Source organism: Marinithermofilum abyssi (genome assembly GCF_014641195.1).
In the GTDB taxonomy this organism is placed as follows: Bacteria; Bacillota; Bacilli; order Thermoactinomycetales; family DSM-45169; genus Marinithermofilum; species Marinithermofilum abyssi.
Genome location: NZ_BMHQ01000005.1, coordinates 209378 through 229691 on the forward strand (window position 1 = coordinate 209378; position 20314 = coordinate 229691).

Consider the following 20314-nt stretch of genomic DNA (forward strand, 5'->3'; position numbering starts at 1 on the left):
TCAGTCATCGTATGTCTTCAACGCAATGGTCGCGTTATGTCCGCCAAATCCGAGGGAATTGGACAACGCCGCGCGGACCGGGGCCTTCCGTGCTTCATTGGGGACATAATCCAGATCGCACTCCGGATCCGGTGTCTCATAATTGATTGTCGGCGGAAGAATCTGTTCCTTCAATGCCAGCGCCGTAGCGATGGCTTCCACTCCACCTGCCGCGCCCAACAAGTGACCAAACATGGACTTGCTGGAGCTGATCGCCAGTTTGCGTGCATGATCTCCAAAGGCATTCTTGATGGCCAGGGTTTCAAACTTGTCATTCAGCTCGGTGGACGTGCCGTGGGCGTTAATATAGTCGATGTCCTCCGGCTGCAGACCGGCATCTTTGATCGCCCGCAGCATCGCCCGCGACGCACCTTCTCCTTCCGGTGCCGGGCTGGTCAGGTGATAAGCATCTCCGCTCATGCCGTAACCGGCCACTTCGGCGATAATATCAGCTCCGCGGGCCAGGGCGTGATCCAGGGTTTCTAGAATCAGCACACCAGCTCCCTCACCCATGACAAAGCCGTCGCGATCTTTATCAAAGGGACGGCTGGCTTTTTCCGGCTCGTCATTGCGGGTGGACAGAGCCTGAAGAGCATTGAACCCGGCAACAGCCATCGGTGTAATAGTGGACTCGGTACCGCCGGCCATCATCACGTCGGCATCGCCGCGCTGCAGGATTTTCATCGCATCACCGATAGAGTGAGTCCCAGTCGCACAAGCGGAAACCGCCGAGCTGTTCGGCCCTTTGGCCCCCGTTTGGATGGAGACTTGCCCCGCAGCCATGTTGGCGATCATCATCGGGATAAAGAAAGGACTGACCCGTCTCGGGCCGCGTTTCAGATAAATGTTGTGCTGCTCTTCCCAAGTTCGGAGACCGCCGATCCCTGAACCGATATAGACACCGACACGATCCGGATCTTCTTTTTCAATATCCAGCTCCGCATCCTTCAGCGCCATTTTCGCCGCAGCCACGGCAAACTGGACAAACCGGTCCATGCGCCGGGCTTCCTTTTTGTCCATGTAATCCAGCGGATCGAAATCAGTCACTTCTGCCGCAATTTTGGTTGCGAAATCGCTGGCATCAAACTGGGTGATCGGTCCCACACCGGAAACACCCGTAATCAAGTTGTTCCAAAACGTGGATATATCACTGCCGATTGGCGATATGACACCCATACCGGTGATGACTACCCGTTTGTTCACGAGAATTCACCGCCTTTTATCCATAACGAGAATGGGAGGTTACTTGTAAGTGGGAGAGAGAAGTCCCGTCTTGCACAACGGGACTTGACTCCACTATTACGAACGAGATTCGATGTAATTGACTACATCTCCCACGGTGTTGATTTTTTCCGCTTGCTCATCGGAAATTTCCATTTGGAACTCATCTTCCAATTCCATGATCAAGTCCATCACTGCCAGGGAGTCGGCTCCCAAGTCATCCTTGATGGAAGCTTCCGGCGTTACTTCGGAAGGATCTACACCCAGGTGATCCACGATGATGCGTTGCACGCGTTCCAATGTATCTGCCATTTCCTTCACCTCCCTTTCGTATTATACGAAATGTATCATAAAAAAACTAGCAGCGTCTTTTTCCCTCTCGCTCTCTTTCTGTACTGCCAAAGGAGCTCGATGAGAAACGGTTCACGAGCTGATTCTCTATCGCTTGCCTACACCGCAGTGAGGCTTTCTCAAGCCATCACCATGCCGCCATCCACATTGAGCGTCTGCCCGGTGATATAGGCCGCGTCATCAGAGGCTAAAAACCGAACGGCCTTGGCCACGTCTTCCGGTGCGCCCAATCGTCCGAGGGGGATTTGTTTGGACAACTCCCCGCGTACATCTTCGCCCAACTGCGAAGTCATATCGGTCTCGATGAAACCGGGGGCGATGGCGTTCACAGTAACCCCGCGGGCAGCCAGTTCTTTGGCCGTGGTTTTGGTCAAGCCGATAACACCGGCTTTGGCGGCGACATAGTTGGCTTGTCCCGGATTACCCATCAGACCCACCACAGAACTGATATTGATAATCCGTCCGAACCGCTGCTTCACCATGGGACGGCTGACGGCTTTGGTACAGAGGAAGACCCCTTTCAAGTTGGTATCGACCACCTGATCCCAGTCTTCCTCCTTCATGCGCATCAGCAACATATCCCGAGTGATACCGGCATTATTCACCAGGATATCCACCCGGCCAAATTCGGATACAACCTGCTTTACCGCCGCATCCACCTGTTCCGCATCCGAGACGTTCGCCTGGATGGCGACCGCTTTGCGTCCCAGGTCCTGGATGCGGTTCACCACATCTTCCGCAGCATCCCGGTTACCGGCATACACCACTGCCACATCGGCTCCCGCCTCTGCCAACTCCAGGGAGACGGCTCGGCCAATACCTCGGGATCCGCCGGTCACCATGGCTACTTTTCCAGTAAGCATCGAACTCCTCCTCTCAAAAACGGTTCATTTTCCAGCCACCATGATGTCATTGAAGGGAATCCAGCCCCTTTTCCAAAGAAGCGGGGTCTTGAATGGAGACAGCCTTGGCCCGCCGTTCAATCCGGCGAACCAACCCGGTCAACACATTGCCCGGGCCGATTTCCACAAACGTGTCCACTCCCTGATCCAGCATCCAACGGATGCTGTCTTCCCACAAGACTGGAGACACCACTTGTTTCACCAGCAACCTGCGGATTTCCTCCGCAGATTGTACAGCTTGACCGGTTACATTGGCCACTACCGGGACGGCGGCGTCCCTGATCGTCACTTCATTCAAGGCACTTTCCAGACGCTCGGCAGCAGGACGCATCAAGCGGGAATGGAAAGGACCGCTTACCGACAGTGGGATCACCCGCCGTGCACCGGCTTCCTGAGCTTCTTCCCCTGCCCGTTTTACCGCTTCGGCATGGCCGGAGATCACCAATTGTCCCGGACAGTTATAGTTGGCCGGTTCCACGCTTTGTTCCTCCGTGGAAGCCTCCCGGCAGACCGCATCCACCTGTTCCCGATCCAGGCCGATGACGGCAGACATTGCCCCCTGGCCGGCAGGAACAGCCTCTTCCATATAGAGTCCCCGACGATGTACGGTCAGTACAGCCTCTTCAAAGGAAAGAGCCTCCGCCGCTACGAGGGCGGAATATTCCCCCAGACTGTGACCCGCGACAAAGTCGGGACGGATGTCCGCATCCTGAAACATCCGGAACAGTGCCACACTGGTGGTTAGGATGGCTGGCTGGGCATTGGCCGTCAGACGAAGCTCTTCCTCCGGTCCTTCAAAACACAGGCGGGACAAAGAGTAGCCCAGGATATCATCTGCTTTCTCAAAACATTGCCGAGCACGCTCATCCGCCTGGAACGCCGTTTGACCCATCCCAACCGATTGCGAGCCCTGTCCGGGAAAGAGAATCGCGGTTTTTCCCATCTTTTCACCCCTCTTCTAGCGTGATGATCGAATCAGCTCATTGTCCATTTCAGGACAGCGGATCCCCAAGTCAAACCTCCGCCGAAGCCTACCAAAACAAGGGTATCCCCTTTGCGAACCTTTCCGGCTCTGACCGCCTCATCCAGCGCCACAGGGATGGAGGCGGAGGACATGTTGCCGTAGCGGTCCAGGTTGACAATCACTTTATCTTCCGACAACCCCAACCGCTTCACCGCCGCTTCAATGATCCGCGTATTGGCTTGGTGGGGTACCAGAAAATCGATATCTTCCTTGGTCAACCCAGCGCGGTGCAATGCTTCTTCGGCGGAAGAACCCAGTACCCGCACGGCAAACTTGAACACTTCCCGTCCGTTCATGGAAATCGTGTGCAGCTGTTTCTCCACTGTTTCCATCGTGGCGGGCAACCGGGATCCCCCTGCCGGCTGCTTCAACTGATGGCCGCCGGAACCGTCTCCTCCGAGATCGAAAGCCAAGAAGCCCTCGCCCTCATCTACCGGACCCAACACGGCGGCACCGGCTCCATCCCCGAACAGGACACAGGTGTTTCGGTCTGTCCAGTCCACGATCCGGGACAGGCAGTCCACTCCAATCACCAAAGCATGGCGATACACACCGTTTTGAATAAACTGGGCAGCTGTGGTGATTCCGTACAAAAAGCCGGTGCAAGCCGCGGACAAATCGAAGGTAGCCGCCTTCTTGGCCTGGATTGCTTCCTGCACCAAGCAAGCGGTAGCCGGGAACATCATATCGGGAGTGACAGTGGCGACAATAATCAAGTCCAATTCCTCTGCCGAGATCCCCGCCGATTCTAAGGCCCGCCGCGCCGCTTCCACCGCCAAATCGGAAGATGCCTGGTTTTCAGCTGCGATTCGGCGCTCCCGGATCCCCGTACGGCTGCGAATCCATTCATCACTGGTGTCAACCATTTTTTCCAACTCGGCATTCGTCAAGACTTTTTCGGGCAGATAAGCGCCCGTGCCGATGATCCCCACCGATGCCATCTCATTAACCCCTCTCCACGCGTTCTAAATCCTCATGAATATGAGAAATCACTTCCCGCTCAATAAACAGCCGGGCCTGCCGGACCGCATGAAATACAGCGCGGGCGTCAGATGAACCGTGCGCCTTGATCACCGGACCGCTCAGCCCCAAGAGCGGAGCCCCGCCATGCTCTTTATAATCCATGACAGAAGCAAAGCTTTTTAAACCCGGGCGAAGGACGGCAGCCGCCAATTTGGTCCAGAGGGTGCGGGTGAATTCCGCCTTCAGCCGTTCAAGGATGGCTTTGGCAACCCCTTCGGTATTCTTCAACAAAATATTCCCGCTGAAGCCGTCGCAAACCAGCACATCACACACACCATATAATGCATCCCGCGCTTCCACATTGCCCACAAAATGAACAGGCAAGTGCTGAATCATTTCAAAGGCTTTTTTGGTCAGGGCGGTTCCTTTGCCCTCCTCAGTGCCGATATTGAGTAATCCGACACGCGGCTGTCTCATGCCGAGCACTTTTTCCGCATAGATACTGCCCATCAGGGCGTACTGCTGCAAATGCTCCGGCCGGGCTTCCGGGTTGGCGCCTACATCGAGGACCAGCATTCCTCTCCCGTCCATGGTGGGAAAGACGGGCGCCAATGCAGGCCGGTCTATCCCGCTCATGCGTCCGGTCACCAAAAGGCCGGCCGCCATCAAGGCACCCGTGTTGCCCGCGCTGATAAACGCATCGACTTTCTTTTCTTTCACCAGTTGGCAACCGACCACGATGGAAGAATCTTTTTTCCGGCGGATTGCCCGCACCGGCTCCTCTCCCGTACCGATCACTTCCGATACGGGGTGAAGCCTGAGGTTGGCAGGAGCTTGCCCATCCAGCAAAGGGCGGATGCGCTCCTCCATCCCCAGCAAATGGAATTCCACATCTGACCACTCATTTGCCGCCCGGACAGCACCTTCCACCATGGCGGCGGGGGCGTGATCTCCCCCCATAGCGTCCAATGCAATGCGCATCATTTGTCCTCCTTTGAGCGATAAACATCGAACACACCCTGGAAGACGGTCTCGTTTTCGACAACAGTTTGAACATCCACTTGGGTGCGATGGGGAGTTTGTCTGGTAACCAGCGCCTTCGCCACGCATTTTTCGCCCAAACGTACCGGACGCACAAAGCGGATACTTGCCGTAGCCGTCAAGACCAGTTCCGCATCCACAACGGCGACCGCCAGCGAGTTCGCCTGTGCGAAAAGGTGGTGTCCCCGTGCGATCTGATTTCGGGCAAAGACATGCTCCTCCCGGATCTCCAGGACGGAAATACCGCTGTGATCCAGATTCAGCTCCACCACTTGGCCGATCACTTCCTCCAGGGAAAGGGAGCGCACACGGTCCAGATTCTTCTGCGCCATCTGCTTGATCCTTCCCCGAAGTTCCGGAATCCCCAATTCCATCCGATCCAGACGTATCGTTTGAATACTGACACCGAAGCGCCGGGCCATTTCTTCATCTGTCAGAAACGGTTCGGCCTCCAGAAACAGTTGCAATTGTTTTTGTCTTTCTTTTTTTGGCAGACGCACAGCGGTGTCGTCACCACCTTTTAACACCACATTTTAATACCAAGTACTAATTCAGTATAAAAGAACTCCCCGGCAAAAAGCAACCGGGGGTTGACGTTTGAATGCCGAGGAATGTGAAAAAGGCGGAAACGAAAGGTTTCCGCCCCGCAAAGAATCAGTCGTTCACGACTTCTTCTCCTTTGTAATAACCGCACTCTTTGCATACCCGGTGGGACAGTTTCATTTCACCGCATTGCGGGCAACGCACCATCCCCGGCACTGCCAGTTTGAAGTGGGTGCGGCGCTTGCGCTTCCGGGTTTTCGAAGTCCGCCGAAAAGGTACTGCCATGAATCTCACCCCCTCGTCCATTTTATCACAGCCGGAGAAGTTATTCCTCACGGTCTAGGAGTTCTTGTAATTTCGCCAGGCGCGGATCAACAGGGCGGGTATCGCATTGGCATGTCTGCTCATTCCGGTTGACACCGCATGCGGGACACAGCCCCTTACAATCCTCTCTGCAAACAGGAGCCAGAGGAAATTCAAGCAACAATGCTTCCCGAATAAACGGGGTTACATCCACCGGTTGGTCCGGATCGACCTGCACCGCGTCCTCTTCGTCCTCTTTCGGCTCCGCGTCTGTCAATATGCGATGCCACTCCATCGACAGGGGCCGGGAAAATGTCGTCAGGCAACGAGAACAGCGAAACTCTGCCTCAGTGGATTGCCTACCATGTACGTGATAGGTCTCCCCATCTTTCCATGCCTGCACCCGAACCTTCACCGGTTCCAGATGAACCAGGTCGGGGTGTTCCCGCTCCGCACCTTTCAGTTCCACGCGATCTTCCTGTTCGATGATATCGGTGCCTCGGTTCAACTTCCGAAAGGAAATCAGCATGTTTTCTACTCCTTATCAAAACAGGGTAATTATATGCCAAAAAAGAGGGTCCTGTCAATGATTCTCCTGGCTAGGCCGCTTTTTTCACTCTACTTAAGCTGTCCAAAAAGCGGACCGCTTCCTTCACATCGTGAACCGGGACTACCTTCATGTTACTTCCGATTCGTTTTACCGTTGCTTTGGCCAGCTTCTCATTTTGATCAAAAGGATGGGTATCCGCCGGCACAAAAAACACCTCTGCTCCGGCTTTGTCTGCAGCGACAATTTTGTGCTGCACACCGCCGATCTGCCCTACTTCCCCATCAGGCGTAATGGTACCAGTGCCTGCGATCCGGTGTCCATGGGTAAGATCCTTCGACAGCAACTGATTCATGATTTCCAGGGTAAACATCAACCCCGCGGAAGGACCGCCGATGCGCTCCGCATCTACCTGGACACGAGGATCTGTTTCCACTTTCCGTTTGGTAACCGGAACGACTCCGATCCCTGCCCGTTTGATTCCCCTTTCCTCCCCGTTTAACACAGCGAGTCGCAACGTCCGGGTCTTTACCTTCCCTTTTCGTAAAAACGTGACTCGTACTTGATCGCCGGGCTTCCGATCCCACAGCTTTTTCACCAATTCCTCCGCTGTCTCTACTTGTTGACCGTCGATCCGCTGGATGAGATCCCCTTTTTGAAGTACGCCCTGGGCCGGCATCTTTTCCAGCGTCCGAAACACTTCCACACCCACCGTTTTCACTTTCACAGGGCGTCCCGCTGTCCGAAAAGCAGCAATAACCGCATTTTCTTCCGACTGCTTCATCACTTTTTCCTGTCGTTCATAATATTCCCGGGAGTTTTCTCCTTCCCCCAGAACTTCCTTTTTAGGTACCAGCTCAATCTCGGGATTCCATTGTCCGGCCAGATAGCCATAGATATTGCCTTCCCGCACGGCCACCGTTGTCAACAGAAAACTTCCTTTTTCCCGATACGAGAGTTTCTCTACATGCACCATCGGTCCCACTTCCAGTGCCGAACCCGGTTGAAACACATAGTAAGGAACCGGGATAAAAAAAAGGATACCCGCCAGCAGTACGGTCACGATTCCTGCAATCAACCACGGCCGCCAAGATCGACTAGGATTCGATTTGTTCATCATCGCGCTTTCCACCCCTCTCCGGCTTCAGATCATCTCCCGAATCCGGTCCACTTGCGTTAATGCTGCTTCTTCTCCCCGCCGGATGCATTCTCCTACCCGGGTAAAGGCTGTCGCGCTAATATCCGCCAGGTCCGGGTGAATCAGTACATTCGCCTCCAGCAGGCGCTGGCTCAAAATTTCCCGTTCCATCACGCTCAGCGTCTGGGTAATCACATCAAAAATACTCTCTACTCTTAACACGGAAGTACGCGGGACCACGTCAACCGCAATCACGATGTCGGCACCCATATCCCTTACCACTGTAATGGGGATACGGTCAATCACGCCACCATCGACCAGGGTCCGCCCTTCCCATTCCACCGGCTCAAAAATGCCGGGAATGGAAATGCTGGCCCGAACAGCGATATCGATCGGACCCGAGGTGAAGACTACCCGCTCTCCTTTTACCAAATCCGTCGCCACAACCGCTGTGGGGATGTTCAGCTGTTCCAACGCCTTATTCTGGGTCAAAAGCCGAATCATCTCCTTTATTTTCTCTCCCAGCACAAATCCCCGCTTGGGCACGGTCAAATCCAGCCAATGCTTCCGGCGAAGGTGTGTCGCCAGCTGTTCCAACATGTCCAGATCCAACCCGTTGGCGTATAACACGCCCACCAAACTGCCAATGCTGCTTCCAGCGACGAAATCAACCGGGATCTCATGTTGCTGAAGCACCTTCAATACACCAATATGGGCGATTCCCCGAGCTCCTCCGGAACCCAAAGCAAGGCCGACACGGGGTCTGTTCATGTTGATTCCTCCTCTCGCCACGCGACACAGTGAGACAGGCGGTCTATTTATGCGCGGGACAGCGTAGACATGTACCAACCCTTTCAATGAACGGGAGGATGTCCATGAAACCTCGACCCCCAGTCCTCCGTGCTCGATTACAATCTGCCGCACTGGGTACCGTCTCCCTTTTTCTTTTATGTTCTCTTATCATATTCCCGGAACAAGTATTCCACTCTTCTCTTAAAGGGTTAAAAATTTGGTGGGATGTCGTCCTCCCTGCATTGCTGCCCTTTTTTATCGCCTCGGAAATCATGCTGGGATTTGGGATGGTACACTTTTTCGGCGTTCTGTTGGAACCTCTGATGCGCCCCTTATTCCGTGTGCCCGGGACAGGTGCCTTTGTCATGGCCATGGCTTTTGCTTCGGGTTATTTGGTCGGTCCCAAACTGACTGTCCGGCTCCGGGAGCAAAAACTGATCACACGTTCAGAAGGAGAGCGGTTGGTTTCATTCGCCAATACGGCCGGCCCTTTATTTCTGTTCGGAGCCATCGCTGTGGGCTTTTTCCACGACGTCACCCTAGGGGTGACGATTGCTGTCGCCCACTATTCGGCCAGCTTGATCGTCGGGCTGCTCATGCGCTTTCATGACCCGGCCGCACCCGTAACGGAGACAGCTGCCGTCGACTCCCGCTTTTTTTTGTTCCGGGCATTGCAAGCCATGCATCGCGCCCGTTTGAAAGATGGCCGCAGCGTTGGACAACTGATGGGAAATGCCGTCTCTTCCGCCATTCAGACCCTGCTGGTTGTCGGTGGTTTTATCGTCTTATTTTCTGTCCTGATGTCCATTCTGGGGCAAGTAGGAATCACCCGCATGTTAACCGCCGGAATCGGGGTGTTGTTTACCTTCCTCCATCTCCCCGTAGAATTGGCTCCTTCATTGATTGCCGGCACCCTGGAGACCACTTTGGGGGCCCAATCCGCCAGCCAAGCCCCGGAAACCGTCAACTTGCTCCACAAACTGGCCGTGGTCAGTGCAGTTACTGCATGGAGCGGCTTGTCGGTTCATGCCCAGGTTGCCAGTATTCTCAGTAAAACGGACATCCGGTACACACCCTATTGTATAGCCCGCTTGATGCACGGGTGTCTCGCCGCTGTCATCACACTGGTCATTCATAAGCCCGTGCAACAGTACATGGCACAATCAAACACCGCCATCCCCGCTATCTTCCGGGATGCCCCTTCTGGCGGTTGGGCTCAGTTTTGGGAGTGGACCGATTTTATCGGTATCCGATTTTTCGCCTTCATGGGGACCCTCTTGGCTGTAGCTGTGGTGATTCACTTGGTCCGATATGCACGAATGAAAAGCAGCCCGTAAAAACGGAAAACGAAAGCTCTTCTGCTCGCGGAGCACTTTCCGACGTCGAAGATATCCGTAGAACGTCGTTTAAGAGCCGCTTATTTGCAGAAGAGCTCTGTCACCAGAACGGTACAGGTGCGTCATCCGAAAAGAGATGACTACTCATCATTACCACTTCACCATATTGTTCAGCTATTTTGATATTTCTCCTTCAGCGCTTCGTCCACCAAGGGCGGAACCAGGTCGGACACATCACCGCCGTGATGGGCCACCTCTTTGACGATACCTGAACTTAAAAAGGAATAACGGTTATTGGTCATCATAAACAGCGTCTCTACTTCTTCATCCATTTTTTTCATCATGGATGCAAACTGCAATTCATATTCAAAATCAGAAATTGCTCGCAGTCCACGCAAAATGACGTTGGCATTGCGTTTGTGAATGTAATTGACCAGCAAACCGTCAAAACTGTCTACTTCCACATTGTCCATATCCACCGTTACCCGGCGAATCAAATCCGTCCGTTCCTCCACCGTAAACAGCGGGGTTTTTTGTGAATTGTGGAGTACGGCTACTACCAGCTTGTCCACCACCCGGGCTCCTCTTCGAATAATATCCAGATGTCCGTTCGTAATCGGATCAAAACTGCCGGGATACACCGCCAGCCTCATCCGCTTCACCCCCTGCCATTTTCCTCTTGTTGATACAGGTCAATCGTGGTGTCTCCGTATGTAAGGGTACGCACAACTTGTAACTCCCCCGTTTGTTCCGGCAATCGATGATCCGAGGCATGCTCGGCTGCCACCACTCCGCCTCCTTCCAACAGATCATTTTCCCCGATCATCTGCAATGTTTGGTTCAAGACCGGTTCATGATAAGGCGGATCGAGGAATATGTACCGAAACCGGACATTTCTCCGGATAAGCACCCGCAGGGCTGCACGTGCATCCTTACGGTACACCTCGCTTTTTTCATCCATTCTGGCTGCCCGGATATTCTCCCGGATCACTTCGATGCTCGCCCGGGATTGGTCCACAAACACAGCGTGTTCAGCTCCTCTGCTGAGAGCTTCCAACCCCAGTGATCCCGAACCGGCAAACAAGTCCAACACCCACCCTCCGTCAAAAAAAGGGCCTATGACGGAAAAAAGAGATTCCTTCACACGGTCTGTGGTCGGACGTACTTTGGTACCGGGAACGGTTTTCAACCGAATCCCTTTAGCCATCCCGGCGATGATCCGCATATTGCCACCTCGTCTCAAACGATAGAACCTTTTTAATCCTACCATAAAGGGCTTTTGGTTGAAAATCTGTCCCAAGCTGAAAAAAATACTGGACAAACAGGTATATTTTTTTTATCAAGGGAAAGGATAGGGGTGACGGCGTCGGGAGATGCTGTCAAACCGCGGAGAAGACTTACGTTTCCCCATAAGCTCTTCCTCCGGTTTCTCCTCTCCCATTCAGTATTCGCCAATGGCGAATACCATCAGCTCGCTGGCCAAGCCCGCGGGCTCTTTTTTATGGTTTAAAAAATAAAACCTGCGGGTAAATATACCGCAGGTGGATGAAATCACTTTTTTCTTCGGGTAACCCTCCGCTCTTTCCGTTTGCCGGATCGAAATTGGCGCACACGAGCACTTTCAATGGTCTCTGTCTCATCCATTTGGGTGGATAAATCTTCCCAATCCCGATACGGCTTTGATTGGGATGGAGAAGTTTGCGGCAGCTTTTCCGACGGCATTTGGCGGGATTTCTCAATGGGCGCATCTTGTTGCGTATGGGAAGAACCTCCTTGTCGGCCGGTATCCCGACGTTCCCATGGGGGAGCCTCCATCCACTCATCGGCAAAGGGAGGATCCCAGAATCCCATACCGTCCATCCAAGGTACCGGATGCGGCTGTCGTTTTGTTTCTCCGTATTTGTTGTCCCCACTGCTGCGAGGCGGTTCCAGCCATGGCGGCGGTCCAAAGGGGTCCCTTGCCCACCCTTCTCGAGGTGGTTCCGGCGGATAAGGGGAAAAACCGCGGGGCGGCTCCGGCGGCTGAGCGCCTTCTTTTGATTGTGGAAATTGTTTCATCCATTGTTCCATTCGGTTTCTCAGCCAATTCCACCGACCCTGGTTTTCCTTGGTCTCTGACAGACCCCGTTTTTCTTCCTTGTCGGAAGATGAAGTTTTTGGGGGGTGAGGTCGTTTCCTCAAAGGGTGAATCCTCCTTTCAGAGGGCAGAATCAGATGCCTATCACAGATACATTAATACCATATGTCATTGCCCTTTTGCCTGTCCTCGGCATCTGCCCAGAAGGCCACCCAATTTAGAGTTCAGCGGACCATTCCTTTCAGCATCATGGCTTGACTGGGGGTCAACACTTTTTCCTTTACCAACAAATCCAACATACGATTGGATAACTCCGTTCTACGGGGAGATTGCTTTAATTTTTCAACTTCTACGGGTGAAAACAACCGCTCACTCAACCCGTTCACATATTGCAACAAAGCCATGGTCCCCCCCGTTTGCCGTACCCGTTTGGCTTCTTCCACCGTACGATGAATGCGTTCCACAGTGACCGCAGTCCGTCCCAAAGTCCGGTTGACTGTTCGTGCAAAGTCGTGATAAAGGAGTTGTTTTTGATTCACTTTCGTTTCCTCCTGATTGAATCGATTCCATTTATACCTATGCATCTTTTTCAAAAAAGGACTGATTTTCTTTAGGTTGAAACAGGCAAATCCACATCATAAAACAACTTTTTTGCAGATAAAAAAATTTTTCCGGATATGCGAAAAAAGCAAAAATTCATTTGTTATGTATTTACATCATTAGGCTTATTTGGTATATTAGAATTAGGCCAACTACCTAGTGTAGGAGTACCCCAATTTTCCGAAAGATTGGACAACAACCGCCCAAGCGTACATCTTCGCCTCAGTAAACCGCCGGCTAACAATGATTACCATCTCCTCCGCACCTTGTACGGATTGATCTCTTCGCTGAACCGGAGTTGGCTGGACTGTTGCTCGACCGTCGAAATCTTTTGAAAGGAGGACGCGAACGTGGAGAGATGGGTACTGTTATTCTCTGCGGTCGTCAGACTGGTCGAGACGTTAATGCAGTTGTCACAGCGGTACGGACGGAGGTGCAAGAGAAGAGGCAGAAAAAAAACCCCCTACTTCTAGCAGGGCTCATACAACCATCTTAACTAAGCCTAGAGGAACCACCATTCCTCTAGGTTTTTCGGTTGCTCACACACAAACCATTATATGTACCACTTCGGAAATAAGAACTTGTCAATCCAAATTGGACCCGTTGGATATTTGTGAATCCAAAAACCGGCGCAAACCTGCATAGGATTCGTGATCCAGGAAGCCGGGGGAAGCTAAGCATTCGGCAGCATCGGCCCGTGCCACTTCCAATACGTGATAATCTTCCACAAGATCCCCCACTTTAAAGTCAGGCATCCCGCTTTGCTTTACGCCAAAAAAATCTCCGGGACCTCTTAACTCCAAATCGCGCCGGGCGATTTCAAAACCGTCCGTCGTCTCCGTCATTACACGCATGCGCTCAATCCCTGTTTCCGACTTGGGATCGGCCACCAGGATACAGGTAGAAGCATGTTGTCCCCGTCCCACACGGCCGCGCAATTGATGGAGCTGCGCCAACCCGAACCGATCCGCATCATAAACCACCATCACCGTGGCATTCGGTACATTGACTCCCACTTCCACCACCGTCGTCGATACGAGGATCTGGACTTCGTTTTCTGCAAAAAGGCGCATCACTTCTTCCTTTTCCGTCGGCGACATCTTGCCGTGAAGCAAGCCGACGCGAAGGGGAGCCAGTTCTACCGTCAGCTCTTCAAAAACATCTTGGGCATTTTGCAAATCCACTTTTTCCGATTCCTCGATCAAGGGGCAGATAACGTAGGCCTGTCTTCCCTTCCGGCATTCCTTTTGTATAAAACGGATCACCCGAGGCCACAGATCCGTTTTGACCCAATGCGTCTCGATCGGCTGCCTGCCGGCAGGAAGTTCGTCAATGGTGGAAACATCCATATCCCCGAAAGCCGTGATTGCCATCGTCCGGGGAATCGGGGTGGCAGTCATGTGCAACACATCAGGAGCCCGTCCTTTTTCCCGCAACATTCCCCGCTGTTTTACGCCAAAACGATGCTGTTCGTCGGTGATGACCAAACCGAGATCGTGGAACACCACTCCATCCTGAATCAAGGCATGGGTTCCGATCACCACATCAACCAGACCCATTTGCACTTGTCCCAGTGCTTCTCTCCGCTCGCGGGCCGTTAAGCTACCAATTACCAATGCCACTTGCAGTCCCGTCGGTTCCAGCAACTGCCGAATAGAGCGGGCGTGTTGTTCCGCCAAGATTTCCGTAGGTACCATTAACGCTCCCTGATGCCCGGCCAAATAATTGGCATACAGAGCAATCGCTGCCACTACCGTCTTCCCGGATCCCACATCCCCTTGCAAGAGACGGTTCATTTGACCTGCAGCTTCCATATCTCCGAGAATTTCGTCTACCACCCGCCGTTGCGCTCCTGTTAAAGGAAAAGGCAGCTGATCGATAAAATCGTTCACTTTCTGTCTGTCGAAGTTCTTAGGAGTTCCTTTTCCTTTTTCCTTCGTCTCCAAGCGGTGTTTCAGCAGCCTCAATTCATATAAAAAGAACTCCTCATACACCATTCGCCGCCGGGCTTGCCGGCCTTCCTCTCTCCCCTTTGGGAAATGAAGAAAATACATGGCTTTGGGTCGCTCGATCAACTTGTACTTCTGGAGAAGGTATTCGGGCAGCACTTCTTTGATTTCCCGGCCATATTGAACAAATGCCTGGTAAATGGTTTTTCGCATCCAAGATACGCTCAACGATCCGGTTACTGAGTAGACCGGTTCCAGACGGCCCGCCTGCTTTTGCTGTTCCGCTTCCGATACAAACGTCCGATCGGCTGTCAGCTGCAGACGGTGGGCATCCCATTTACCGGACACTATCAAGGACTGCCCCGGTTTCAATTTGTTTTTTAAAAAGGTCTGGTTGAACCAAACCACCTGGACAATTACGCCATCCACATCCAGTCGTGCCGACATGCGGGATTTCTTTTTCCCGTACCAACGAACGCTGGGAGATCCCTGTATCCGTCCGCGAAAGGTTGCTTTTTCTTCATGAACCGCTTCTGCTGGGCTGACCAGTCGATAATCCTCGTAACGATAGGGGTAATGTTCCAATAGATCGGCGACCGTGGTGATTCCCAACTGTGCAAGGTCCTCTGCCCGCTTTTCTCCCACCCCGTCCACTTTGGTTACTGGTACCGCTGTTAAGTCCATCTTTTTACTCTTTCGTCTTCCCAAAGATTTTACGTTCCAGGGCGCGACCGGTGGGAGTGGCTGCCAAGCCTCCCAACGCCGTTTCTTTGAGGGAGACGGGCATATCGCGGCCGATGCGGTACATGGCTGCGATCACTTCATCGGTGGGAATGACGCTCTTCACCCCAGCCATGGCCATATCCGCCGCTACCATGGCGATAGCGCCGCCCATCGCGTTTCGTTTGACACAGGGAGCCTCCACCAGGCCCGCTACCGGATCACATACCAAGCCCAGCATGTTTTTCAATGCGATGGATACGGCTTCCGCTGACATGGAAGGCGTCCCTCCCGCCATCTCCACCACCGCAGCCGCCGTCATGGCTGTTGCGGAACCCACTTCCGCCTGACAGCCTCCAGCTGCACCGGCGATAAATGCATTGTTTGCGATACAATAGCCGATGGCGCCGCTTACAAACAAGGCCCGCACCATCGTTTCCCGATCCGATCCAAGCCGGTCCGCAGCGGTAAACAGGCAGCCGGGCAAAATACCGCAAGCACCTGCGGTCGGTGTTGCCACGATGGTCCCCATAGCCGCATTCACTTCCGAAGTAGCCATGGAGCGGGAGACGGCATCCAGCACGTCCGCACCGGAAAGCAACACCTCTGCTTCCTCGATATATTTGCGAATCCGGCGGGCATCCCCGCCGGATAGTCCGCTTTGAGAGCGGATCTCTTCCGTAAGCCCCCTCTGAACGGCCTTCTCCATGGTATCCAACTGTTCCGCCATCCGGCGGAAGATTTCTTCCCGCGTTTGTCCAGTCGTCTCTATTTCTTTGCGAATCATCACTTCGGAAATTTTAAGGTTTTCTGATTCAGCGATCTCCACCAGTTCAGCTACCGTTCGAAAATCCATAGCACCGGCTCCTTTGACATACTGTATCTCCTTCAAACATTGCATATCCTCTCCAGCAGGACAAAAAGCATCCTGCAACCCTTATTGTATCACAGAAAAATACACCATCGTAAATTCGCTGCAAAAAGAAAAACGCCAACCAAGTGAGCTTGGCGGCGTCTGATTACCGACAGCTATGTTTGCCGGTCAAAGGACCGTTACACCGTGAATTCCATCCAGATCGGACAATTCTTTTTGAACCGGTTCTTCCACGGTTTGGTCCGTTTCAATGATCATCAGAGCTTCTGATCCTTTTTCCTTCCGGGACACCTGCATATAAGCAATGTTGATCTGATGGCGGGCAAGTACGGTTGCGACTTGGGCCACCGCACCATATCGGTCCTTGTGCAGGATCAATAAGGCGGGAGCACTCCCGGACAATTTCAGATCAAACCCGTTCAGCTCCACGATTTCCATCTTCCCGCCGCCAATGGAGATCCCTGTCACTTCCATGACGTGACCCGAGCTGTCTTCCATCCGAATCTTCGCCGTATTGGGATGATCGGGAACCTCTTCCGATTCCACAAAGGTCACGTCTACTCCTTCATTCTTGGCGATCTCCAGGGAACGGACGATGCGTTCATCGAAGGGTTCAAAATCGAGCAAACCGCCGACGATCGCGATGTCCGTCCCATGGCCGCGGTAGGTCTTGGCAAAGGAACCGTAGAGAGTAATGGTCACTTTATCCGGTTTGTTGCCGAACAGTGCTCTTGCAGTCCGGCCGATCCTCGCCGCACCGGCGGTATGGGAGCTGGAAGGGCCGATCATAACCGGGCCGATAATATCAAAAACCGAGCGATACTTCATACTCATCCCTCCCGATCAGACAAGGCCTGATACCTCATACTCAGGAACTCTTGGGATAACAGATAGCCCCGATGGTACCCGGGCCCACATGGGTGCCGATGACCGGACCGATTTCCGTCACCATGACCTCCTCGACACCGAAACGTTCTCGAATCTGCTTTGCCCATGTTTCTGCTTCCTCGCGATTGTCCGTATAACATACCGCGATCTCATAGGGCTCATCCGGTACATTTTCCTGCAGCAATTCAAACAGACGGACGGTCGCCTTGTTTTTGCCCCGAACTTTGTCTACTGCGTATACTTCTCCCTCCGGAGTAATGGACAAAATCGGCTTAATATTCAATAAGGAGCTGACCACGGCAGAAGCCTTACCGATCCGGCCGCCTTTTTGCAGATATTCCAAGGTGTCCACCAGGAAAAAGACCCGCTCTTTTTCTATCATGTTCTGGGCGATGGCCACACACTCATCTAGGGACTTGCCGTTTTTGGCCGCCCGGGCAGCAGCTACCACAATCGATCCGATAGCATATGTGGCTGTTTTGGAATCCAGCACTGTCACTTTAAACTCATCTTCCACCATCGATTGTGCCAGCAGGGCCGATTGATAAGTTCCGCTGAAGGCTGAAGAGAGATGGATGGACAGGATATCCGTATCTCCATCTTTCGCCGCTTCCCGGTAAGCCTCCACAAAATCGATGGGAGAAGGCTGGGACGTGGTCGGCATCTCATTCACTTCTTTCAGACGCTGGTAAAATTCCTCCGGTTGAATCGTTACGCCGTCCAAATACGATTTCCCTTGCATATGTACCTTGAGCGGTACAATGGTGATGTCGAGTTCCGCTGCCAACTCCGCAGGGATGTCAGCCGTGCTGTCCGTTACCACATGTACTTTTGCCATTGGAGCACCCCCATTTTATTCCACTGAGAATAAGAAGAAGTACAAAGGCTGTCCGCCATAGTGAACTTCACACTCTACATCCGGATACTCCTTATCCAGGAAATCCGTCAACTCCTTCACCTGTTCATCGGTTACATCTTGTCCGTAAATCACCGTGACCACATCAGCCCCATCCGCCAACATCTTGGTGAGCAAGTCACTGGACGCCGCCAGCAGGCTGTCACCCACCGTCTCAATTTTTCCTTCGCGGATTCCGAGGAAGTCTCCTTCTTTGATCTCTCCGCCTTCATACTGGGAATTTCTCACCGCATAAGTTACTTCACCCGATTGGACGTGATGAACCGCTTGTAGCATCCGTTCCCGGTTTGCTTCCGGATCCGACTCGGGATTAAAGGCCAACAGGGCAGACAATCCTTGCGGAATGGTTTTGGTGGGCAGGACAGTGATCGGAACTTCTACCAGATCGACCACCTGTTCCGCGGTCAAAATAATGTTTTTATTGTTCGGCAAGACGATAATGTGATCTGCATGGACCGATTCGATAGCCCGCACGATTTCCTCCGTGCTGGGATTCATCGTCTGCCCTCCTTCGATTACCACGTCTACACCCAGGCTTCGAAAGATTTCAGCCACACCTTTCCCAAAGGCTACCGCTACGATCCCGTAGGGCTTTTTCTCTTCCGGAGTTTTCGTGGATTTGTCCGGTTGGCCGGCTTCGCCGCCCGCCTCCTGCTCCAGAATGTGTGTGTGCTGCTCCCGCATGTTTTCAATTTTGATGCGGGTCAAATCCCCGTATTTCTGGGCGTAGTTCAAGGCATCACCCGGATGTTCCGCATGAATATGTACCTTGACCAAATCTTCGTCTGCAACGACCAGCAGCGAATCTCCGAAAACCCCGATCTCTTTGCGAAAGCTCTCTTCATCAAAAGCTGGAGCCTCGTCTTCGACCACTTTCAGCTTGACCATAAATTCGGTGCAATAGCCGTGTTCAATGTCACCTGTTTCAAACTGCGACTGGGCGCTTTTGCGGTGGGCGATTTCACCCAGAGACTCTTCTTCCTTCCCTTTTGACCGAGTATCGGATACCGTATACGTAATTTCCTCTCCGGAGAGAGCCGCATAAAACCCTTCATAAATAAAGACCAGTCCCTGTCCTCCGGCATCCACTACTCCCGCCTGGGCCAGTACCGGAAGAAGCTCCGGCGTTCTTGCCAAAGAGGCTCGCGCCTCTTCCAACACCGCCTCCATCACCTTCGCGGCATCTTCTATCTGCCGAGAGACGGAAACCCCTTTTTCCGCTGCTTCCCGCGCAACCGTCAGCACAGTTCCCTCCACGGGTTTGATCACCGCTTTATAAGCGGTCTCCACTCCGCGCTTCAACGCTTCTGCCAGTTGGCGGGCATTCACCGTTTCCTTATCGGAAAGGAATTTCCCGAAACCGCGGAACAGCTGAGATAAAATCACACCCGAGTTGCCCCGGGCCCCCATCAACAGTCCTTTGGACAAGGCCAGTGCCAACTGTCCCACATGATCATGGGAAGCGGAAGCCTTTTCCAGCTCACCTGCTCCCGACGTCAACGTCAGGTTCATATTGGTTCCGGTGTCTCCGTCCGGCACAGGAAAAACATTGAGTGCATTGACTGCGTCCACGTTATTGTTCAATCTTTCAGCGCCGGCGCGGATCATTTGTGAAAATCCTTTAGCGTCAATCTGCTTTACCAACAGTGGTCCCCCTTACTCTTCGTTCACCAACCGTACACCTTGGACAAAAATATTGACATCGCTTACTTTAATACCCACCATTTGATCTAAGGTGTACTTTACTTTGGACTGCACATTGTGCGCTACTTCCGAGATTTTGGTCCCGTAACCGACAATGATATGCATATCGATTTCCACATCATTGTTATTGGTGCGCACTTCAATTCCTTTGGTCAGTTTTTCACGGCCCAAGAGTTCCGCAATCCCGTCTTTCAACTGACTGCGGGATGCCATACCCACCAGCCCGTAGCAATCCATTGCTGCGATTCCGGCGATCGTGGCGATCACTTCATCCGTGATTTCAATTTGACCATAAGATGTTGAAACATCCATCGCCATTTCCATTCCTCCCTGACAGCGATAGCTTTCATCGTTCGGCACTTATTGTACAGTGCCCCGGTTATCC

Annotated in this window: 22 protein-coding genes; 1 reads left to right on the forward strand and 21 read right to left on the reverse strand. The window is 52.9% G+C overall.

Features of this window, described 5'->3' with window-relative positions:
• From fabF to IEW70_RS08730, 11 genes are all read right to left on the reverse strand, one after another.
• Complete coding sequence (fabF, locus tag IEW70_RS08680; protein WP_188647524.1) at positions 1–1242, reverse strand: beta-ketoacyl-ACP synthase II; 1242 nt, start codon at positions 1240–1242, stop codon at positions 1–3.
• A 96-nt stretch (positions 1243–1338) separates the two neighbouring features.
• Entirely contained in the window at positions 1339–1572 is a 234-nt protein-coding gene (locus tag IEW70_RS08685; RefSeq protein ID WP_188647525.1) for an acyl carrier protein, read from the reverse strand.
• Between the two features lie 158 nt (positions 1573–1730).
• Entirely contained in the window at positions 1731–2474 is a 744-nt protein-coding gene (gene fabG, locus IEW70_RS08690) for a 3-oxoacyl-[acyl-carrier-protein] reductase (RefSeq protein WP_188647526.1), read from the reverse strand.
• A 46-nt stretch (positions 2475–2520) separates the two neighbouring features.
• Complete coding sequence (fabD, locus tag IEW70_RS08695; RefSeq protein ID WP_188647527.1) at positions 2521–3456, reverse strand: ACP S-malonyltransferase; 936 nt, start codon at positions 3454–3456, stop codon at positions 2521–2523.
• 32 nt (positions 3457–3488) lie between these two features.
• Positions 3489–4478: a beta-ketoacyl-ACP synthase III gene (locus tag IEW70_RS08700; RefSeq protein WP_188647528.1), complete on the reverse strand. Its 990-nt coding sequence runs from the start codon at positions 4476–4478 to the stop codon at positions 3489–3491.
• A 4-nt stretch (positions 4479–4482) separates the two neighbouring features.
• A complete protein-coding gene (plsX, locus tag IEW70_RS08705; protein WP_188647529.1) occupies positions 4483–5481 on the reverse strand; it encodes a phosphate acyltransferase PlsX in 999 nt (332 codons plus the stop codon).
• Positions 5481–6041, reverse strand: a complete 561-nt coding sequence (gene fapR, locus IEW70_RS08710; protein ID WP_229751899.1) for a transcription factor FapR — start codon at positions 6039–6041, stop codon at positions 5481–5483. Before fapR ends, plsX begins: the two co-directional genes overlap by 1 nt.
• Positions 6042–6195: 154 nt before the next feature.
• On the reverse strand, positions 6196–6369 hold the full coding sequence (rpmF, locus tag IEW70_RS08715) for a 50S ribosomal protein L32 (RefSeq protein ID WP_188647531.1): 174 nt from the start codon (positions 6367–6369) through the stop codon (positions 6196–6198).
• 40 nt (positions 6370–6409) lie between these two features.
• Positions 6410–6916 (reverse strand): YceD family protein, encoded by a 507-nt coding sequence (locus IEW70_RS08720; protein ID WP_188647532.1) that lies wholly within the window; start codon positions 6914–6916, stop codon positions 6410–6412.
• Between the two features lie 70 nt (positions 6917–6986).
• Positions 6987–8054 carry a SepM family pheromone-processing serine protease gene (locus IEW70_RS08725; protein ID WP_188647533.1) on the reverse strand — a complete coding sequence of 356 codons (1068 nt, stop codon included), beginning with the start codon at positions 8052–8054 and terminating at the stop codon, positions 6987–6989.
• Positions 8055–8078: 24 nt separating this feature from the next.
• On the reverse strand, positions 8079–8843 hold the full coding sequence (locus tag IEW70_RS08730) for a patatin-like phospholipase family protein (RefSeq protein WP_188647534.1): 765 nt from the start codon (positions 8841–8843) through the stop codon (positions 8079–8081).
• Positions 8844–8947: 104 nt separating this feature from the next.
• Here IEW70_RS08730 and spoVV point away from each other — a divergent pair, with 104 nt between their 5' ends.
• Entirely contained in the window at positions 8948–10201 is a 1254-nt protein-coding gene (gene spoVV, locus IEW70_RS08735) for a dipicolinic acid transporter SpoVV (protein WP_188647535.1), read from the forward strand.
• 170 nt (positions 10202–10371) lie between these two features.
• Here the strand turns inward: spoVV and coaD are convergent, their stop codons facing one another.
• The 10 genes from coaD to IEW70_RS08785 form a co-directional block, all read right to left on the reverse strand.
• Positions 10372–10854 carry a pantetheine-phosphate adenylyltransferase gene (gene coaD, locus IEW70_RS08740; RefSeq protein ID WP_188647536.1) on the reverse strand — a complete coding sequence of 161 codons (483 nt, stop codon included), beginning with the start codon at positions 10852–10854 and terminating at the stop codon, positions 10372–10374.
• A gap of 5 nt (positions 10855–10859) precedes the next feature.
• Positions 10860–11426: a 16S rRNA (guanine(966)-N(2))-methyltransferase RsmD gene (rsmD, locus tag IEW70_RS08745; RefSeq protein ID WP_188647537.1), complete on the reverse strand. Its 567-nt coding sequence runs from the start codon at positions 11424–11426 to the stop codon at positions 10860–10862.
• A gap of 326 nt (positions 11427–11752) precedes the next feature.
• Complete coding sequence (locus IEW70_RS08750) at positions 11753–12382, reverse strand: chromosomal replication initiator protein DnaA (RefSeq protein WP_188647538.1); 630 nt, start codon at positions 12380–12382, stop codon at positions 11753–11755.
• A gap of 120 nt (positions 12383–12502) precedes the next feature.
• The gene (locus IEW70_RS08755; RefSeq protein WP_188647539.1) at positions 12503–12817 is read right to left on the reverse strand and encodes a hypothetical protein; all 315 of its coding nucleotides are present in this window, start codon (positions 12815–12817) and stop codon (positions 12503–12505) included.
• Between the two features lie 645 nt (positions 12818–13462).
• Positions 13463–15511, reverse strand: coding sequence for an ATP-dependent DNA helicase RecG (gene recG, locus IEW70_RS08760; RefSeq protein ID WP_188647540.1), 2049 nt, complete (start codon positions 15509–15511; stop codon positions 13463–13465).
• 4 nt (positions 15512–15515) lie between these two features.
• On the reverse strand, positions 15516–16403 hold the full coding sequence (gene sdaAA, locus IEW70_RS08765) for an L-serine ammonia-lyase, iron-sulfur-dependent, subunit alpha (protein ID WP_188647541.1): 888 nt from the start codon (positions 16401–16403) through the stop codon (positions 15516–15518).
• A gap of 186 nt (positions 16404–16589) precedes the next feature.
• Entirely contained in the window at positions 16590–17249 is a 660-nt protein-coding gene (sdaAB, locus tag IEW70_RS08770; protein ID WP_188647542.1) for an L-serine ammonia-lyase, iron-sulfur-dependent subunit beta, read from the reverse strand.
• Positions 17250–17289: 40 nt separating this feature from the next.
• Positions 17290–18147: a DegV family protein gene (fakB, locus tag IEW70_RS08775; protein WP_188647543.1), complete on the reverse strand. Its 858-nt coding sequence runs from the start codon at positions 18145–18147 to the stop codon at positions 17290–17292.
• A gap of 15 nt (positions 18148–18162) precedes the next feature.
• Entirely contained in the window at positions 18163–19872 is a 1710-nt protein-coding gene (gene fakA / locus IEW70_RS08780) for a DAK2 domain-containing protein (RefSeq protein WP_188647609.1), read from the reverse strand.
• Positions 19873–19881: 9 nt separating this feature from the next.
• Positions 19882–20247, reverse strand: coding sequence for an Asp23/Gls24 family envelope stress response protein (locus tag IEW70_RS08785; RefSeq protein WP_188647544.1), 366 nt, complete (start codon positions 20245–20247; stop codon positions 19882–19884).
• Positions 20248–20314: the final 67 nt, after the last annotated feature.

Bases quoted from the DNA above. Each gene is read 5' to 3' on its own strand.
- IEW70_RS08685 (WP_188647525.1), bottom strand. From the start codon at position 1,572: ATGGCAGATACATTGGAACGCGTGCAACGCATCATCGTGGATCACCTG.
- fabG (WP_188647526.1), bottom strand. From the start codon at position 2,474: ATGCTTACTGGAAAAGTAGCCATGGTGACCGGCGGATCCCGAGGTATT.
- fabD (WP_188647527.1), bottom strand. From the start codon at position 3,456: ATGGGAAAAACCGCGATTCTCTTTCCCGGACAGGGCTCGCAATCGGTT.
- IEW70_RS08700 (WP_188647528.1), bottom strand. From the start codon at position 4,478: ATGGCATCGGTGGGGATCATCGGCACGGGCGCTTATCTGCCCGAAAAA.
- plsX (WP_188647529.1), bottom strand. From the start codon at position 5,481: ATGCGCATTGCATTGGACGCTATGGGGGGAGATCACGCCCCCGCCGCC.
- rpmF (WP_188647531.1), bottom strand. From the start codon at position 6,369: ATGGCAGTACCTTTTCGGCGGACTTCGAAAACCCGGAAGCGCAAGCGC.
- IEW70_RS08720 (WP_188647532.1), bottom strand. From the start codon at position 6,916: ATGCTGATTTCCTTTCGGAAGTTGAACCGAGGCACCGATATCATCGAA.
- IEW70_RS08725 (WP_188647533.1), bottom strand. From the start codon at position 8,054: ATGATGAACAAATCGAATCCTAGTCGATCTTGGCGGCCGTGGTTGATT.
- IEW70_RS08730 (WP_188647534.1), bottom strand. From the start codon at position 8,843: ATGAACAGACCCCGTGTCGGCCTTGCTTTGGGTTCCGGAGGAGCTCGG.
- spoVV (WP_188647535.1), top strand. From the start codon at position 8,948: ATGAAACCTCGACCCCCAGTCCTCCGTGCTCGATTACAATCTGCCGCA.
- coaD (WP_188647536.1), bottom strand. From the start codon at position 10,854: ATGAGGCTGGCGGTGTATCCCGGCAGTTTTGATCCGATTACGAACGGA.
- rsmD (WP_188647537.1), bottom strand. From the start codon at position 11,426: ATGCGGATCATCGCCGGGATGGCTAAAGGGATTCGGTTGAAAACCGTT.
- recG (WP_188647540.1), bottom strand. From the start codon at position 15,511: ATGGACTTAACAGCGGTACCAGTAACCAAAGTGGACGGGGTGGGAGAA.
- sdaAA (WP_188647541.1), bottom strand. From the start codon at position 16,403: ATGGATTTTCGAACGGTAGCTGAACTGGTGGAGATCGCTGAATCAGAA.
- sdaAB (WP_188647542.1), bottom strand. From the start codon at position 17,249: ATGAAGTATCGCTCGGTTTTTGATATTATCGGCCCGGTTATGATCGGC.
- fakB (WP_188647543.1), bottom strand. From the start codon at position 18,147: ATGGCAAAAGTACATGTGGTAACGGACAGCACGGCTGACATCCCTGCG.
- IEW70_RS08785 (WP_188647544.1), bottom strand. From the start codon at position 20,247: ATGGCGATGGATGTTTCAACATCTTATGGTCAAATTGAAATCACGGAT.